The organism is Streptomyces galbus, from assembly GCF_005280195.1.
GTDB lineage: Bacteria > Actinomycetota > Actinomycetes > Streptomycetales > Streptomycetaceae > Streptomyces > Streptomyces galbus.
Genome location: NZ_SZPR01000004.1, coordinates 72,603 through 88,340 on the forward strand (window position 1 = coordinate 72,603; position 15,738 = coordinate 88,340).

Below are 15,738 nucleotides of genomic sequence, written 5' to 3' on the forward strand. Positions count from 1 at the left end.
AAGTGAGTCGGGGTCACACAGCCCGCGCGTGCGTCAGGGGTTCTCCCAGGCCGCCGGCTCCGCCGCCAGGGCGCGGACCGGCTCCGGGAGGGCGTCCGCCGCGATGTCGGCGACGGTGACGCCCTCCAGGATGCGGCGGACGTTGGCGCGCAGCGCGATCCACAGCGGGAGCAGCGGCTCGGCCGAGCCGGCGTAGGACAGGCCGGTGGGGCGGACCCCGCGCACGGACACGATGGGCCCATCGACGGCGCGGATGACGTCGGCGACCGTGATCGCGTCGGCGGCCCGGGCCAGCCGGTAGCCGCCCCCGCCGCCGCGCCGGCTGTCGACCACGCCGGCGCGGCGCAGGTCGCCGAGGATGCCCTCGAGGAACTTGTGCGGGATGTCCTGCGCGGCGGCGATCGACTCCGCCTTCACCGGGTCGCCGCCGCCCTGCCGTACGGCGAGCTCCAGTACCGCCCGCACCGCGTAGTCCGCCCGTGCCGAGATCCTCATGGGCCCATTGTGGGGCAGCGGCGCGCACCCTCCGCGTCAGGCCAGCCGGATCACGTTCCAGGACAGGGGTTCCAGGGTCGCGGTGAGCGTCCCGCCGGTCACCGTCGTGCCCGTCACCTCGTGCGGGACGACCCGTCCGGGCTCGGTGAGCGTGTTGCGGGCGTCCGGGTCGGCGTCGGCGAGCGCGCTGTGCCCGACGACCCGGGTGACCCCGAGGCGGCCGAGGGCGACCTCCAGCGGCAGGGGCGCCGTACGGTCGCGGTTGACCGCGAACACGGTCACCGAGCCGTCCTCGGCCCGCACGGCCGTGGCGTGCAGCAGGTCGGTCGCGCCGTACTTGCGCGTCTCGTACGTCGGGGAGTCCACCCGCACGTCCAGGACCTGGCCGCGGCCGTGGCGGGCCGCCTGGGCGAAGGGGAAGAACGTCGTCTGGCGCCAGGCGGGGCCGCCGGGCTCGGTCATGATCGGCGCGATGACGTTGACGAGCTGGGCGAGGCAGGCCACCGCGACCCGGTCGGCGTGCCGGAGCAGGGCGATCAGCAGCGACCCGAGGACGACCGCGTCGGTCACGCTGTACCGGTCCTCCAGCAGCCGGGGCGCCTCGGGCCAGTCGTCCCCCGCGCGCTCCTGGGACCGCGCCACCCAGTCGGGCAGGTACCAGACGTTCCACTCGTCGAAGGACAGGGTGATCCTCTTCTTCGACTTCAGCCGCGCGCCCACGTGGTCGGCGGTCGCGACGACGCGGTCGATGAAGGACTCCATGTCGACGGCGGAGGCGAGGAAGGAGTCCACGTCGCCGTCCTCGGGCCAGTAGTAGGCGTGCAGGGAGATGTGGTCGACGAGGTCGTACGTCTCCTCCAGGACCGTCGCCTCCCACGCGGCGAAGGTCGGCATGGCCTGGCTGGAGGAGCCGCAGACGACCAGCTCGACGCCGGGGTCGAGCTGGCGCATCGCGCGGGCGGTCTCGGCGGCGAGGCGGCCGTACTCCCGCGCCGTCTTGTGGCCGGTCTGCCAGGGGCCGTCCATCTCGTTGCCGAGGCACCACAGCCGGATGCCGTAGGGGTCCTTGTCGCCGTGGGCGGTCCGCAGGTCCGACAGGGCGGTGCCGCCGGGATGGTTGGCGTACTCCTGGAGCTGGAGCGCCTCGGCCACCCCGCGGGTGCCGAGGTTGAGGGCCATCATCGGCTCGGCCTCGGGCCCCAGCTCGCGCAGGAAGCCGATGTACTCGGCCAGGCCGAAGCGGTTGGTCTCGGTGGAGTGCCAGGCGAGGTCCAGGCGGCGCGGGCGGGACGCGACGGGTCCGACGGAGTCCTCCCAGCGGTGGCCGGAGACGAAGTTGCCGCCCGGGTAGCGGATCGTGGTGACGCCCAGCTCGCGCACCAGGTCCAGGACGTCCCGGCGCAGGCCCCGGTCGTCGGCGGTGGGGTGGTCCGGTTCGAAGATGCCGGTGTAGACGCAGCGGCCGAGGTGTTCGACGAAGGACCCGAAGAGGCGGGGGCCTGCCGTGCCGACGGTGAAGGCGGGGTCGAGGGTGAAGCGGGCGGGGTGACGGCTCATGGGGACCTTCCGGGGAACGGGGGCGCGGCCCGCGGTGCGGTGACCGTCTCCCTCTCCTGACTGTTCGACATGTCGGATCACGCTCGTGGCTTCGAACGGGAAGGTAGATTCGTGACGCGTGGGCGTCAATGGTTTCCGCAGGACTCCCGGAAGCGTCCCGGAAGCGCGTGCCGTCGTCGCCTTCTGCGAACTCGCCTGACGTGGACACCTCCGGACGCGTAATCTCGAACGAGCTGCCAGGGCCGGCGGACGGAGGGGCCCGATGATGTACGTCCTCCCGACCGCGGTCCTTCTCGCGGCGCTCGTCATCAAGCTGCCCACGATCGTCCGGCTGTGGCAGGACCCGCTGCTGCGGGCCGTCGGCGGGCTGCTGCTGCTCGCCTGCGCGGTCTTCGTCTTCGTCACCCCGGCCACGATCCGCTGGACCAACCGCGTCACCGGCGTGCCCAACTTCTCGGCGCCGCTGGTCTATTCGCTGCTCACCGCGTTCAGCGGCTCGGGCCTGCTGCTCATCCTCGCCTGGCGGGACGGGCTGTCCGCGCGCTCGGCCGCCACCCGCCGCGCCATGCGCCGGGTCGTGTGGGGCTACGCGGCCGTCGTCGTGGCGCTGTGGGTGCTCTTCGCCCTCGCCGACGCCTCCGTGGAGCGCGTGCGCGACCTGGACACCTACTACGCCATCACGCCGTTCCTGCGCGAGATGATCCTGCTCTACCTGCTCGCGCACACCGTCGCCGTGCTCGTCACGTGCCGGCTGGTGTGGAACTGGGTCCGCGCCGACGGCCTCGACGCCTGGCTGCGCTGGGGGCTCACCTCGCTGGGCGCCGGGTACGGGCTCAACCTGTGCTTCGACGCTTGCAAGTTCACCGCCGTGGGGGCCCGGCTGACCGGCCACGACCTGGACTGGCTCAGCACCCGCGCGGCACCGCCCGCCGCCTGTCTGTCCGCCGTGCTCATCGCGGTCGGCTTCATCCTGCCGCACGCCGGCCAGTACCTGCACGAGCGCTGGCTGCTGCGCCGCGCCCACCGGCACCTGCGGCCGCTGTACGTGCTGATGAGGTCCGCCGGCGGTGAGCGCGCGCCGCTGCTGCTGCGGGCCTCCGCCGAACTGCGGCTGACCCGCCGGGAGACGTACATCCGCGACGCGCTGCTGCCGCTCGCCCGGCGCCTGGACGAGGAGCTGCACGCCCGCGCGTACGACGCGGCCCACGCGCTCGGCCATCCCCCGGACCGCGCGCGGGCGTTGGCCGCCGCGGTGGCCGTCCTGGAGGTGGTCGCCGCCGGGGACCGCAGGCCCGCGCCCGGCACCGGACCGGACCGCGACACCACCGCCCTGCTGCGGGAGATCGGCCCGATCTCCCGGGCGCTGCGCGACACCGACGCGCTCGCGGCGGTACGGGCACGGGCGACCGGACGCGCGGGCGCGGGGCGCGGGGGCGGGCGCGGGATGCGCGCCCTGAGCGGACGCCGGCGCAAGGGAGTCGAGCCGCCGGCGCCCGAACGGACCGCGGGCGGGCGCCCGGTGAGCGAGGGGTCCGCCCGGGAACGTTCGGGACACGAGCGATCGGGGCGTGAGTACCATGCGAACGGTGCGTAGGAAGAGGGAGATGCGGCGGCTGGCGGACGTCCTCGTCGAGCCCTTGCGGGGGCCGGTCCCCGACGATCCCGAGGCCCTGTTCGACGCGCTCGTGGCCTCCGTGAGCCGGTGGCGCGGGCGTCCCGTCGTCGTGCGCCGCGAGGTCTTCCCGCCGCACACCGCCAGCGGCCTGTGGCTGGAGGGCGACAGCCACGACGTGGTCGTCGTCGACCGGCGCGCCGCCGCCTGGCACCAGGTCGTCATCTTCTGCCACGAGGTCTGGCACATGCACCGGCGGGAGTCGGCCCCCGCCCCGGCGCCCGGACCCGCGTCCGCGGGCCGGCTGGTGCCCGCCGCCGCCCGCACCGGCTTCGACCTCGCCGAGGAGCAGGAGGCGGACCGCTTCGGCATGCTGATGGGCCAGCGGCTGCGCGACTGGCTCGACGCACCGCCCGAGCCCGGCCCCGGCGGGCCGGGCGACGGCACCGCGGACCTCGCCCGCCGCATCGGCGCGGCCCTCAACTACCGCGGGACACGCAGATGAACGGCCTGATCAACTACCTCAGCTGCGGACTGCTGTGGCTCGGCCTGATCGTGCGGGCCCCCGACCTGGTGCGCCACCGGCACGACCCCTACCTGCGGGCCATCTGCGCCGTCCTGGGCCTGGCCGGCGCGTGCTTCTTCCTCGGCGCCCCGCCGACCGTCGGCGCCGTCAACCACCTCAGCGGCACGCCCAACCTGGCCGCGCCCCTGACGTACGCGTCGATCACCGCGTACAGCGCGGCCTCCCAGGTGCTCATCGTCTACTGGCGCGGCGGCCCCCACGTGCACCGCGTCACCCGGCGCTGGATCGTGACCTACGCGTTCGTGCTGCTGGGCATCGCGGTGACGTTCGGGCTGGGCGACACACCCGTGGAGCGGCGCACCGACTTCGACACCTACTACGCGACCACGCCGTTCGTCGCCGAGATGATCGTGCTGTACCTGGTCGGGCACCTCGCCGCGGTCGCCGTCACCACCGTCTCCGCGCTGCGCTGGGCCCGCCAGGTCGACGGCTGGCTGCGCGCGGGCCTGGTCACGCTCGGCGTCGGCACCCTGTGCAACGCCGGGTACAGCGTCTCCAAGCTGGTGGCGGTGGTGGCCCGTTGGTGCGGCCGGGACTGGTCGGCCCTCGGCACGACCATCTCGCCGGTGGCCGCGGGCCTGGGCGCCTTCGTCACCGTGACCGGCGTGCTGATCCCGCTCGCCGGACCCCGGGCCGCCGCCTGCGTGCGCGCCCTGCGGACCTACGGCCGCCTGGAGCCCCTGGAGCGCGAACTGGACGAGCTGCTCACCCGGCGCGCGCTGCGGCTGCCCCGCCCGCGCTGGGCGTCGCCGGGCACCCGGCTGGTGTGGCGCCGGACCAGCATCCACAACGCGCTCGGCCACCTCGACCCGCTCTTCGACCGGACCCTGTACGACCGCACCCACGAGGCCGTGCTGCGCGAGACCGGTGACCCGGAGCGGGCCGAGGCGACGGCCTGGGCGGCGGTCGTGGCGGCCGCGGTGCGCGAGGAGCGGGACCGGGCCGCCGGACCGGACCGCCCGGTGCCCGCCCCCGACGTCACCGACCTGCTCCAGGACCGCAGTCCCGACCCGGACCTGTTGGTCCGGGTCGCCGCCGCCCTGACCACCTCGCCGCACGTCACCGCCGCCCGGCTCGCCCCCCGGGGCACGGCGGCGTCGGGCACGGCGTGAGCGGGGGCGCCCGATGAGTCTCGTCGTCTACCTCGCGGCCCTGGTGCTGGCGCTCGCCTGGCTGCTGCTGTTCCGCCGGCCCGGCCCCGGGCGGCGCGACCCGCTGGCCGTGTCGACCTGCGCGGCCGTCGCGCTCGGCGCGCTGGTCTTCGCGTGCGCCGCCCCGCCCACGCTGTCCGCCGTCAACCGCCTCACCGGCATCCCCAACTTCGGCGCCCCCCTGACGTACGGCGTGATGTCGGCCTACAGCTGCTCGCTGGTCATCCTGCTCATCAACTGGCGCGGCGGGTCCCGCGGGGTGGTCCGGCGGCGGGTGGGGCGGGCCGTCGCCGCCTACGCGGCGCTGATCGTCGCCATCGTCGTGCTGTTCGCGCTCGCCGACGCGGACACCGAGCGGCTGACCGACCTCGACACCTATTACGCCGGTACGCCCGGCATGCGCGAGATGATCGTGCTGTACCTGCTCGGGCACAGCGCGGCCACGCTCGTGATGAGCGTGATGTGCCGCCGCTGGGCCCGCGAGGTCACCGGGCTGCTGCGCACCGGGCTGCGGCTCATCATGGCCGGGGTGCTGCTGGACGTGGTGGGCTTCCAGCTCACCAAGTACACGGCGGTGGCCGCCCGCTGGACCGGCCACGACCTGGACGTGCTGTCCACCGTGGTCGCGCCGCCGCTGGCCTCGCTCGCCGCGCTGCTGTGCGCCGCCGGCTACGTCCTGCCCCGGCTGGTGCCCCTGGTCGCCGCCCACTGGCACAGCATCGGCGACTACCGCGTGCTGGGCGTGCTGTGGGACGGCGTACGGTTCGCCTCGACCGCGCCCCGGCAGCCGCGCACCTGGTGGCGGCCACCCCGGGCGCGGCTGCACTGGCGCGAGGTGTCCATCCACGACGCCCTGCTGGCGCTCGCGCCGTACTTCGACGACCGGGTGCGCGAACGCGCCCTGGCCGCCGCGCTGGAGGAGGGCCGGGACGCCCACGGGGCCCGGGTCGCCGCCGAGGCCGCGATGGTCGCCGACGCGGCGCGGCGGGCCGCCGGCGGGGCCGCGCCCGCGGACCCGCCCAGCGGGTACCGGCTGCACGCCACCGAGGTGTCGGGCACCGGCGGACTCGTCCAACTGGCACGGGAGTTCGCCCGATCGCCCCTTGTCACGGGCGCTTGTGAAGGTACGGTGAGGGCCACCCCCCGCTGACACCGCCGACACCTAGGAGTCCCATGCCCCGCAGAGCTGTCGTCATCGGTGCCGGGCTGGCCGGCATGCTGGCCGCCGCCGCGCTGGCCGGTGCGGCGGACGAGGTGGTCGTGCTGGACGGCGACGCGCTGCCCGACGGGCCGGACCACCGCAAGGGGCTCCCCCAGGGCCGGCACGCGCACATCCTCATGGCCGGGGGGCTCACCGCCATGGAGGAACTGGTGCCCGGGGCGGGCGTGCGCAAGCGGCTGCTGGCGGCCGGCGCCCATGAACTCTCCCTGGGCCGGGACATGGTGGCGCTCACGCCGGAGGGCTGGTTCCGCCGCTGGCGGCACGAGGGGCCCGCCGTGCTCGCCTGCACCCGCGCGCTCCTCGACTGGACGGTGCGGGACGCCGTGGTGACGCAGGCGCCGGTCCGGGTGGACGTGCGGCCCGGCACCCGGGTGACGGGGCTGCTCGGCGGGGCGGGCCGGGTGACGGGGGTGCGCTTCCACGACGGCGGGGGCAGCGGGGACGGCGGCGACGGCGGCACCGACCGGGAGCTGAGCGCGGACTTCGTGGTCGACGCGAGCGGCCGGGGATCGCGGGTGACGCACTGGCTGGCCGCCCTCGGGGTGACCGGCGTGCGCGAACGCACCGTGGACACCGGGCTGGTGAACGCCACGCGCCTGTACCGGGCGCCGGAGGGGGCCGGGCGGTTCCCGGTGACGATGGTGCAGGCGGACCCGTACGCCGGGCGGCCCGGGCGCAGCGGGATGATCCTGCCCGTCGAGGACGGGCGGTGGATGGTGAGCCTGGCCGGGACGCGCGGCGCGGAGCCGCCGGACGACGCGGACGGTTTCCTGCGCTACGCCATGGAGTTGGCCGACCCGCTCGTCGGGCGGTTCATCGCGCGGGCCGAGCCGCTGACGGACGTGCGGATCAGCCGCAGCACCCACAACCACCGGCGGTACCTGGAGAAGGTGCGGGACTGGCCCGAGGGCCTGGTGGTGCTGGGCGACGCGCTGGCGACGTACAACCCGGCCTACGGACAGGGGATGTCGGTGGCGGCGCTCGGGGCGCGGCTGCTGGCGGAGGAGGTACGGCGGGCCGGCGGCGGGCTCGGTTCCGCCGGCCTGGCGGCGCGGGTGCAGCGGGGGGTCGTGCCGTGGGTGGACGCCGCGTGGCTGGCGGCGGTGGGCCAGGACGTGTGGTACCCGCAGACCCGCGGGGCGCGGCCGACGCCGGTCGACCGGCTGGTCACGGGGTACTCCCGGCGGCTGACGAAGGCGTCGACCGGGGCCTACGGGGCCGCGGCGGCGCTGTGGGAGGTGACCAGCCTGCTGGCCCCGCCGGCGCGGCTGTTCGCCCCGGGCACGCTGCTGTCGGTCGCCCTGGGACCCTTGCTGCCGCCGCTGGCCGGGGCCCCGCTGACGGCGGCCGAACGGTCGCTGCTGGCCCCCTGAGCCCAGGGGGCCGGCGGCTGCCTCACCCGGCGAACGGCGTCGGCACCTGCCCCTTGCCCGCCCCCGGCACCACCAGCAGCGAGCCCGCCAGGGGGTGGGGGGCGGTCAGGCCCACCCTGGCCGTCGTGAGGTAGAGGTCGGTCAGGTCCGGGCCGCCGAAGGCGCACGCCGTCACCCGCGGGGTGGGCAGCTCGATCACCTGGTCCAGCTCACCGGCCGGGGTGTAGCGCCGCACCGCGCCCCCGTCCCACAGGGCCACCCAGACGCAGCCCTCGGCGTCCACCGTGAGCCCGTCCGGGAAGCCCGCGCCCTCCTCGATCTCCACCAGGGGCCGCCGGTCACGCACCCGGCCGCCGCCGTCGGCGTCGGCGTCGTAGGTGAAGACGTCCACCCGGCGTGTGGGCGAGTCGATGTAGTACATGAGGCGCCCGTCCGGGCTCCACCCGGTGCCGTTGCTCACCGTCACGTCGTCGAGGACCGTCTCCACGGAGCCGTCCCCGGTGAACCGGGACAGCGAACCCCCGCCCGGCGCCTCGTCGTAGCGCATGGTGCCCGCCCACAGCGAGCCGTCGGGCGCGACCGCCGCGTCGTTCGCCCGGCGCCCCGGCACCGGCTCGTGGTGCAGCCAGCGGAACGTCCCGTCGGGGTCCAGCAGGCCCACGCCGTCCCGCAGGTTGAGCACCAGGCCCCCGCCCGCCCGCGGCTTGACCGCGCCCACGTGCTGGCCGGTGGCGCGCACGCCGCGCCGCCCCGTGGCGGGGTCGAAGGTGTGGACGCGCGAGCCGAGGATGTCCAGCCACAGCAGCCGTCCCGCGGCCGGGTCCCAGGTGGGCCCCTCCCCGAGCGTCGCCGACGCCCGGACGGCGACCTCGAAGCGCGGCGGCGTCATGCCACGCTCCGGTGGCCGAGCCGCTCGGACAGCTCGGCGGCGCCCTTGGCCGCGAGCTGCTCCAGCTCGTCGAGGCGGTCGTCGCTCCACCGGATCATCGGCACGGAGATCGACAGCGCGGCGACGACCTGCCCGGTGCGGTCCCGCACCGGCGCGGCGACACAACTCACGTCCGGGTTGGATTCACGGCTCTCCACGGCGATCCCGCGCTGCCGGATCCCCGCCAGGGTCTCCCGCAGCGCGCCCGGGTCGGTGATGCTGTTGGGGGTCATGGCGACGAGTTCGGCGTCGTCGGGGATGCGCGCGGCGAGCTCCGGCTCGGGGAGGGAGGCCAGGAGCATCTTGCCGACGGACGTGCAGTGCGCGGGGAGCCGGCGGCCGGCCGCCGACACCATCCGCACGGCGTGCGTGGAGTCGACCTTGGCGATGTAGATGACGTCGGTGCCCTCCAGGATCGCCACGTGGACCGTCTCGTCGCAGGTCTCGGCGACCGAGCGGGCCACCTGCTGGCCCTCGGCGGCGAGGTCGAGCTGCTCGGCGTAGCGGCTGCCGAGCTGGTACGGGCGGACCCCGAGCCGGTAGCGTCCCGGCTGGCCGGGCACCTGGACGATGTAGGACCGGGCGGCGAGCGTGGTGACCAGCTCGTGCACGGTGGTGCGCGGCAACTGGAGCCTGCGCACGATGTCGGGGGCGGAGAGCGTCCCGTCCCCGTCGAGGAACAGCTCCAGGATGTCCAGAGCCCGGGTCACGGCAGGTACGAGGCGTCCCACGGCCGGCCCCCTCCCTTGTGGTCGACGACGACTGCGTTCGAGATTTCAACTGGCGATCGGGATGACGAACACAGGCTAGTCACAAGGGGTCGGAGCGGGCAATGGGCGCGGACGGTGGGCCACGATGGGGGACATGCCGTCCGAGAAGCGCCCCGCCGGCCCGTTCACGCCCCTGCACTTCCAGCTCGTGCTGCTGCGCCGCATGGCCGACCACAACCCGGACCTGGTCGAGGACGCCCGCCGTGAACTGGGCGTGACGCTCCTCGAGATGCGCGAGGCCAACAAGCGGTGGCAGGCGATGCTCCGCTCCCCCCGCCCCCGCCCCGCCGCCTCCCGGTACCGCTCGGTCCTCGGGACCCCCGAGTCGACGCGGGCCCGCCGCATCGGTGACCTCGACTGCGAGGCGTGGCAGTGGCCCCTCCCCCTCTGGCCCGACCTGCGCTTCGAGGTGCTGGTGGGCGAGCGGGGCGCGGTCTGGACCGAGTGGCTGGTCCGCGCGCCCGGCGCGCCGTCGCCCGCCCTGCGCACCCTGGACGACCTCACGCCCTGGTCCTGCACGATCGACGAGGCCGCCCGCGCCTTCGCCCCGGCCCGCCCCCTGCAGGGCACCGCCCCCACCCGCTGGGGCCTCGCCTTCACCGCGCCGGACGGCGGGGGCGTCCCCCGGGCGGTGACCGCGGAGTTCACCTGGGGCCTGCTCCAGCGCACGGCGACGACCGGCACACCGGGGCAGACGCCCTCCGTCTGATCTCTCCCCTCGCGTCCGCCGCGGGCGCCGTCGACCGGCACACCGGCGCCGGCGCCCTTCGCCTGACGTCTCCCCGCGTCCGCCTCAGGCGCTGCCCGCGGCCGCGAGGACCGCCTCCACCACCCGCGGCACCGAGCCCGGGTGCAGCCCCAGGAACAGATTGGGCTCGACCAGCTCCAGCTCCATCAGGCGGGGCGTGCCGTCCTCGCCGTCGACCAGGTCGACCCGGGCGTACAGCAGGCCGGAGGGGTCGGGGACGGCGGCCAGGGCCCGTTCCGCCACGGCGAGTTCGGCGGGCGTCGGCTCCCACGGCTGCAGGTCGGGGTGGGGCACCTTGTCGGCGTCGTAGGGGGCGCCGGGGGCCAGGACGGCGCCCTTGCGGCTGGCGTGCAGCAGACGGCCGCCGAAGAACTGCAGGGCCCGCTCGCCGCCGGTCTCGATGCCGCGGACGTACGGCTGGAGCATCGCCGTGAAGCCCTCGGCGTGCAGGTGCTGCAGGTGGCGTACGGCCCTGGCGTGGTCGTCGGGCGTGTAGCGCGCGGCGAAGCGGGCGCCGGCGCCGGAGGTCGGTTTGATCACGTAGTCGTGGCCGTCGGGCAGGTCGGCCGGGTCGCCGGGGGCCAGGTAGCGGGTGGGGACCGTGGGGACTCCGGCCGCGGCCAGCTCGCCGAGGTAGCGCTTGTCGGTGTTCCAGCGCACGACGCCCAGCGGGTTGAGCAGCCTGGTGAGCCCGGCGCAGCGCTCCAGCCAGGCCGAGAACTCCGCCGCCCGCCAGCTGTAGTCCCAGGTGGAGCGCAGGACGGCGAGGTCGAGACCGGCCCAGTCGGCGTCCGGGTCGTCCCAGGCGACGGCCCGGGTGTCGGCACCGGCCGCGGTCAGCGCGTCGACCAGGACGGGCAGGTCGGTGTCCCGGCTGGGCCGCGGCCCGGGGTCGTAGGTGACGAGCGCGATACGGGGCACGGCGGGGACCTCCTCGGACGGCTGTGCGACAGCCGCAGGCTAACCGGCGCCCCGGGAACCGGGACGACCGCCTTGACCTTCCCCTTCGGTGAAGCCCCAGCATCGACGCCAGGCCGACGACGAGGACGCACCGGACGGTCGGCGCGACGACCACGCACACGCACACACGAACGGGGGTGGGCCGGGCATGACGACCCTGCTCACGATCGGGGCCTTCGCGAAGGCGACCCGGCTCTCGCCGAAGGCCCTGCGCCTGTACGACGAGCTGGACCTGCTGCCGCCCGCCCGGGTCGACCCGGACACCGGCTACCGCTACTACGCGGCCGAGCAGCTCGACCGCGCCCGGCTGGTGGCGTGGCTGCGCCGGCTCGGCATGCCGCTGGCCCGGATCCGCGAGGTGTGCGCGCTCGACGCGGCGTCCGCCGCCCGGGAGGTACGCGCGTACTGGGCCCGGGTCGAGGCCGAGACGGCCGTACGCCGGGACCTGGCCGCCTTCCTCGTCGACCACCTGTCGGCCCCGCCGTCCACCGAGGAGGACACCGTCATGCTGCACCTGCGCTACGCCGCCCACTCCGACCGGGGCCTGGTACGGCCCGCCAACCAGGACGCCGCCTACGCCGGTGCCCGGCTGCTGGCCGTCGCCGACGGCTTCGGACCGCGGGGCGGCCCCGCGAGCAGCGCCGCCGTGCAGGCGCTGCGGGTCCTCGACTCCGAGGAGGTGGCCGCGGGGAACGTGCTGGGCCTGCTGGAGGACGCGGTGCGCGGCGCGGGCGAGGCCGTGCGCGGTGTGGCCGGGGACACGGACGAGACCGGCACCACGCTGACCGCGCTGCTGTGGACGGGCTCCCGGCTGGCCCTGGCGCACATCGGGGACACGCGCGCGTACGTGCGGCGCGCGGGCAGCCTGTTCCGCATCACCCACGACCACACGGTGGTCCAGTCGCTGCTGGACGAGGGGCGCCTGACCCCGGAGGAGGCCGGCGTCCACCCGCAGCGCTCCCTGCTGCTCAAGGCCCTCTCCGGCGCCGGCGCGCCCGCCCCCGACGTCCGGCTGCACGACGCGGTCGCCGGTGACCGCTTCCTGCTCTGCTCGGACGGGCTGTCGGGCGTGGTCCCGGACGCGGTGGTGGACCGGCTGCTGGTCGCGGCCGACGACCCGGCGCAGGCCGTACGGTCGCTGGTCGGGGCGGCCCGGGACGCCGGCGCGCCGGACAACGTCACGTGCGTGGTGGCGGACGTGGTGGACCCGGGGGCGTGAGCCGCGCCGGAGGCGAGGGCCGGGCCGGACGCGGGCGGCCGCGCGCCGGCGGGGCGTCGACGTGACGGGTGTCAAACGGCCCGGCGGTCCGACGGGCCCCGCGGTGGGGTAGGAACGGGATGTCGTTGGCGTCCGGCGCTAGGAGTGTCCCGCGTGTCCTCTCTCTTCCCCGCCCTGACCGGCGCACCGGGTGACCGGGTCGCCCTTCGCTTCGGTGAGCGGTCTCTGACGTATGCCGAACTCGCGGCGGCGGCCGGCGCCGTGGGCGGACGGATCGGCGGGGCCCGGCGGGTCGCCGTGTGGGCGACGCCGTCGGTGGAGACCGCCGTCGCCGTGGTCGGGGTGCTGCTCGCCGGGGCGGCCGCCGTGCCGCTCAACCCGAAGTCCGGTGAGAAGGAGCTGGGGCACATCGTGTCCGACAGCGCGCCGGGCCTGGTGCTGGCGGCCGCCGGGGACCGGTTGCCGGGCGCGCTGGCCGGGCTCGAACGGGTCGACGTCGACCCGGCGGCCCGGGGGCCGCTGCCGGGGACCCCGGACGGCTCCGGGGCGGGCGACGGGGACCCGGTGCGGGCCGCCGGGGCGGGCGGCGGGCGCTCCGCGCCGGTCGCGGAGGCGGGCGACGAGGATCCCGCGCTGGTCGTCTACACCTCCGGGACCACCGGGCCGCCCAAGGGGGCCGTGCTGCCGCGCCGGGCCCTCGCCCACACCCTGGACGCCCTCGCCGACGCCTGGCAGTGGACGGGGTCGGACGTGCTGGTGCACGGGCTGCCGCTGTTCCACGTGCACGGCCTGGTCCTCGGCGTGCTGGGCCCGCTGCGGCGCGGCGGCGGTGTGCGGCACCTCGGCCGGTTCTCCCCCGAGGGCGTGGCCCGGGAGCTGGAGGACGGCGCCACCATGCTCTTCGGCGTGCCGACGATGTACCACCGCCTCGCCGAGGCGCTGCCCGGCGACCCGGCCCTGGCCGCCGCGCTGGGCCGGGCGCGGCTGCTGGTGTCGGGGTCGGCGGCGCTGCCCGTGCACGACCACGAGCGGATCGCGGCCGCCACCGGACGGCGCGTCATCGAGCGGTACGGCATGACCGAGACGCTGATGAACACGGCCGTGCGGGCGGACGGCGAGGCGCGTCCGGGCACCGTCGGGCTGCCGCTGCCGGGCGTGGAGCTGCGGCTCGTGGAGGAGGACGGCTCGCCGGTCGCCGCGTACGACGGGGAGAGCGTCGGGGAGATCCAGGTGCGCGGGCCGAACCTGTTCACCGAGTACCTCAACCGGCCCGAGGCGACCGCGGCCGCGTTCACCGCCGACGGCTGGTTCCGCACCGGGGACATGGCGGTGCGCGACCCGGACGGCTCCGTGCGGATCGTCGGCCGCAAGGCCACCGACCTGATCAAGAGCGGCGGGTACAAGATCGGCGCCGGAGAGATCGAGAACGCGCTGCTGGAGCACCCCGGGGTCAGGGAGGCCGCCGTCACCGGGGAACCGGACGCCGACCTGGGCGAGCGGATCGTCGCCTGGATCGTCCCGGCCGACCCCGCCGACCCGCCCGGCGCCGACGCGCTGGCCGACCACGTGGCCGCCCGCCTCGCCCCGCACAAGCGTCCCCGCACCGTCCGCTATCTCGACGCCCTGCCCCGCAACGACATGGGCAAGATCATGAAGCGGGCCCTGACCGCGTGACCGCCGCCCGCCCCACCGCCCGGGAACTCCTCGCCCTGGTCACCGACGCGTCCACCTTCACCGAACTGCCCCACCCGGCCCGCGAGCCGGCCCCCGACGGGCCCCTCGGCTGGCCCGGCTACGACGCGGCGCGCGCCCGCGCCACGGACCGCACCGGCGAGTCCGAGTCGGTCGTCTGCGGCACCGCGGAGATCGAGGGGACCCGGGCCGTGCTCATCGCCTTCGAGTTCGGGTTCCTCGGCGGCTCGCTCGGCCGAGCCACCGGAGACCGGCTGGAGTCGGCCCACCGCTACGCCCGCGCCCACCGCCTCCCCGTCGTCCCGCTGGTCGCCACCGGCGGCAGCCGGATGCAGGAGGGCATGCTCGCGCTGACCCAGCTCCAGCGCGTCGCACGGCAATCGGCGCTCACCCGGGAGGCCGGGCTGGCGCAGGTCGCGGTGGTGCGGGACCCGACGACCGGCGGCGGCTGGGCCACGCTGGGCGCGGGCGCCGACGTGGTGCTCGCGCTGCCGGGCGCCCAGGTGGGCTTCGCGGGCTCGCGGGTGCGGCCGCCGGACGCCGACCCGGCCGCGTACACCGCCGAGGCGCAGGTCGCGGCGGGTTCGGCCGACGCCGTCGTACCGCCCGGGGAGCTGCGCGGCACGCTCGGCCTGTGGCTGCGGCTGCTGACCGGCCGGTCCGACGCCCCGGCGCCGGTGCCCGGACCGCTGGGCGCGACGGACCCGCCGGCCACCGGCTGGGAGGCCGTGCTGCGCGCCCGCGACCCGCGGCGCCCGCGCGCCGGGCGCTACCTGGACGCCTGCTTCACCCGGCGGGCCGAGATCCGCGGCGACCGCTGCGGCGGCGCCGACCCCGAGGGGATGCTGTGCGGATTCGGCGTCAGCGCCCGCGACGGGCGGACCGTCGCCTACGCCGCCCAGACCGGCGCGGCCACCCGCCCGGCCGGCTACCGCACGGCGACCCGGCTGATCCGCCTCGCCGACCGGCTGGGCATCCCGGTGCTGACCCTGGTGGACACCCCGGGCGCCGCGAACGACGCCGAGGCGGAGCGGCAGGGCGTGGGCCCCGCGATCGCCGAACTGTTCGGCGCGGTGGCCGGCACCCGGATCCCGGTGACCACGCTGGTCGTCGGCGAGGGCGGCTCCGGCGGCGCCCTCGCGCTGGCCGCGCCGGGCCGCACCTGGGCCGCCCCGGACAGCTACTTCTCCGTCATCGCGCCGGAGTCGGCCGCCGCCATCCTGAAGCGGCCCGCGGACCAGGTCCCGGCGACGGCCGACCACCTGCGCCTGCGCCCGCAGGACCTGGTGGAACTGGGAGTGGTGCGCGCGGGGGAGGACGACACCGACGACACCGACCACAGCGACCACACCGACGACGCGGACACCGACCGGCCGTAGGGCCCGGCGCCGGATGCCCGGCCTGGGGCGGCCGTGAGCGGCGGGC

Annotated in this window: 14 protein-coding genes; 9 read left to right on the forward strand and 5 right to left on the reverse strand. The window is 76.2% G+C overall.

Annotated elements, in window-relative coordinates:
• Nucleotides 1-33: 33 nt before the first annotated feature.
• Together E4U92_RS03060 and arfA are read right to left on the reverse strand one after the other, a co-directional pair.
• Nucleotides 34-495 carry an RrF2 family transcriptional regulator gene (locus E4U92_RS03060; RefSeq protein WP_137298678.1) on the reverse strand — a complete coding sequence of 154 codons (462 nt, stop codon included), beginning with the start codon at nt 493-495 and terminating at the stop codon, nt 34-36.
• 36 nt (nt 496-531) lie between these two features.
• The gene (gene arfA, locus E4U92_RS03065; protein WP_137298679.1) at nt 532-2,052 is read right to left on the reverse strand and encodes an arabinosylfuranosidase ArfA; all 1,521 of its coding nucleotides are present in this window, start codon (nt 2,050-2,052) and stop codon (nt 532-534) included.
• Between the two features lie 262 nt (nt 2,053-2,314).
• On the opposite strand from arfA, the gene E4U92_RS03070 reads away from it, so the two are divergent.
• The 5 genes from E4U92_RS03070 to E4U92_RS03090 are packed head-to-tail and all read left to right on the forward strand — an operon-like array spanning nt 2,315 to nt 7,996.
• The gene (locus E4U92_RS03070; RefSeq protein ID WP_229862251.1) at nt 2,315-3,646 is read left to right on the forward strand and encodes an MAB_1171c family putative transporter; all 1,332 of its coding nucleotides are present in this window, start codon (nt 2,315-2,317) and stop codon (nt 3,644-3,646) included.
• A complete protein-coding gene (locus tag E4U92_RS03075) occupies nt 3,639-4,169 on the forward strand; it encodes a toxin (RefSeq protein WP_229862256.1) in 531 nt (176 codons plus the stop codon). The genes E4U92_RS03070 and E4U92_RS03075 overlap by 8 nt, the downstream gene beginning before the upstream one ends.
• On the forward strand, nt 4,166-5,362 hold the full coding sequence (locus E4U92_RS03080) for an MAB_1171c family putative transporter (RefSeq protein WP_137298680.1): 1,197 nt from the start codon (nt 4,166-4,168) through the stop codon (nt 5,360-5,362). The genes E4U92_RS03075 and E4U92_RS03080 overlap by 4 nt, the downstream gene beginning before the upstream one ends.
• 13 nt (nt 5,363-5,375) lie before the next feature.
• On the forward strand, nt 5,376-6,551 hold the full coding sequence (locus tag E4U92_RS03085) for an MAB_1171c family putative transporter (RefSeq protein ID WP_137298681.1): 1,176 nt from the start codon (nt 5,376-5,378) through the stop codon (nt 6,549-6,551).
• Between the two features lie 23 nt (nt 6,552-6,574).
• Nucleotides 6,575-7,996, forward strand: a complete 1,422-nt coding sequence (locus E4U92_RS03090; protein ID WP_137298682.1) for an NAD(P)/FAD-dependent oxidoreductase — start codon at nt 6,575-6,577, stop codon at nt 7,994-7,996.
• A 22-nt stretch (nt 7,997-8,018) separates the two neighbouring features.
• On the opposite strand, the gene E4U92_RS03095 is transcribed toward E4U92_RS03090, so the two are convergent.
• Nucleotides 8,019-8,885, reverse strand: coding sequence for an SMP-30/gluconolactonase/LRE family protein (locus tag E4U92_RS03095; protein WP_137298683.1), 867 nt, complete (start codon nt 8,883-8,885; stop codon nt 8,019-8,021).
• Entirely contained in the window at nt 8,882-9,655 is a 774-nt protein-coding gene (locus E4U92_RS03100; protein WP_137298684.1) for an IclR family transcriptional regulator, read from the reverse strand. Before E4U92_RS03100 ends, E4U92_RS03095 begins: the two co-directional genes overlap by 4 nt.
• Nucleotides 9,656-9,779: 124 nt before the next feature.
• On the opposite strand from E4U92_RS03100, the gene E4U92_RS03105 reads away from it, so the two are divergent.
• A complete protein-coding gene (locus E4U92_RS03105) occupies nt 9,780-10,403 on the forward strand; it encodes a hypothetical protein (protein WP_137298685.1) in 624 nt (207 codons plus the stop codon).
• An 84-nt stretch (nt 10,404-10,487) separates the two neighbouring features.
• Here E4U92_RS03105 and E4U92_RS03110 read toward each other — a convergent pair whose 3' ends face one another.
• On the reverse strand, nt 10,488-11,363 hold the full coding sequence (locus E4U92_RS03110; protein ID WP_137298686.1) for an ATP-grasp domain-containing protein: 876 nt from the start codon (nt 11,361-11,363) through the stop codon (nt 10,488-10,490).
• A 187-nt stretch (nt 11,364-11,550) separates the two neighbouring features.
• On the opposite strand from E4U92_RS03110, the gene E4U92_RS03115 reads away from it, so the two are divergent.
• The 3 genes from E4U92_RS03115 (at nt 11,551) to E4U92_RS03125 (ending at nt 15,692) form a co-directional block, all read left to right on the forward strand.
• A complete protein-coding gene (locus E4U92_RS03115) occupies nt 11,551-12,621 on the forward strand; it encodes a MerR family transcriptional regulator (RefSeq protein ID WP_137298687.1) in 1,071 nt (356 codons plus the stop codon).
• A 153-nt stretch (nt 12,622-12,774) separates the two neighbouring features.
• Complete coding sequence (locus E4U92_RS03120) at nt 12,775-14,295, forward strand: acyl-CoA synthetase (protein WP_137298688.1); 1,521 nt, start codon at nt 12,775-12,777, stop codon at nt 14,293-14,295.
• On the forward strand, nt 14,292-15,692 hold the full coding sequence (locus E4U92_RS03125; protein ID WP_137298689.1) for a carboxyl transferase domain-containing protein: 1,401 nt from the start codon (nt 14,292-14,294) through the stop codon (nt 15,690-15,692). The genes E4U92_RS03120 and E4U92_RS03125 overlap by 4 nt, the downstream gene beginning before the upstream one ends.
• The last annotated feature ends 46 nt before the right edge of the window (nt 15,693-15,738 follow it).

Coding starts and splice junctions, on each gene's coding strand:
- E4U92_RS03060 (WP_137298678.1), bottom strand. CDS start 495: ATGAGGATCTCGGCACGGGCGGACTACGCGGTGCGGGCGGTACTGGAG.
- arfA (WP_137298679.1), bottom strand. CDS start 2,052: ATGAGCCGTCACCCCGCCCGCTTCACCCTCGACCCCGCCTTCACCGTC.
- E4U92_RS03070 (WP_229862251.1), top strand. CDS start 2,315: ATGATGTACGTCCTCCCGACCGCGGTCCTTCTCGCGGCGCTCGTCATC.
- E4U92_RS03080 (WP_137298680.1), top strand. CDS start 4,166: ATGAACGGCCTGATCAACTACCTCAGCTGCGGACTGCTGTGGCTCGGC.
- E4U92_RS03085 (WP_137298681.1), top strand. CDS start 5,376: ATGAGTCTCGTCGTCTACCTCGCGGCCCTGGTGCTGGCGCTCGCCTGG.
- E4U92_RS03090 (WP_137298682.1), top strand. CDS start 6,575: ATGCCCCGCAGAGCTGTCGTCATCGGTGCCGGGCTGGCCGGCATGCTG.
- E4U92_RS03095 (WP_137298683.1), bottom strand. CDS start 8,885: ATGACGCCGCCGCGCTTCGAGGTCGCCGTCCGGGCGTCGGCGACGCTC.
- E4U92_RS03105 (WP_137298685.1), top strand. CDS start 9,780: ATGGGGGACATGCCGTCCGAGAAGCGCCCCGCCGGCCCGTTCACGCCC.
- E4U92_RS03115 (WP_137298687.1), top strand. CDS start 11,551: ATGACGACCCTGCTCACGATCGGGGCCTTCGCGAAGGCGACCCGGCTC.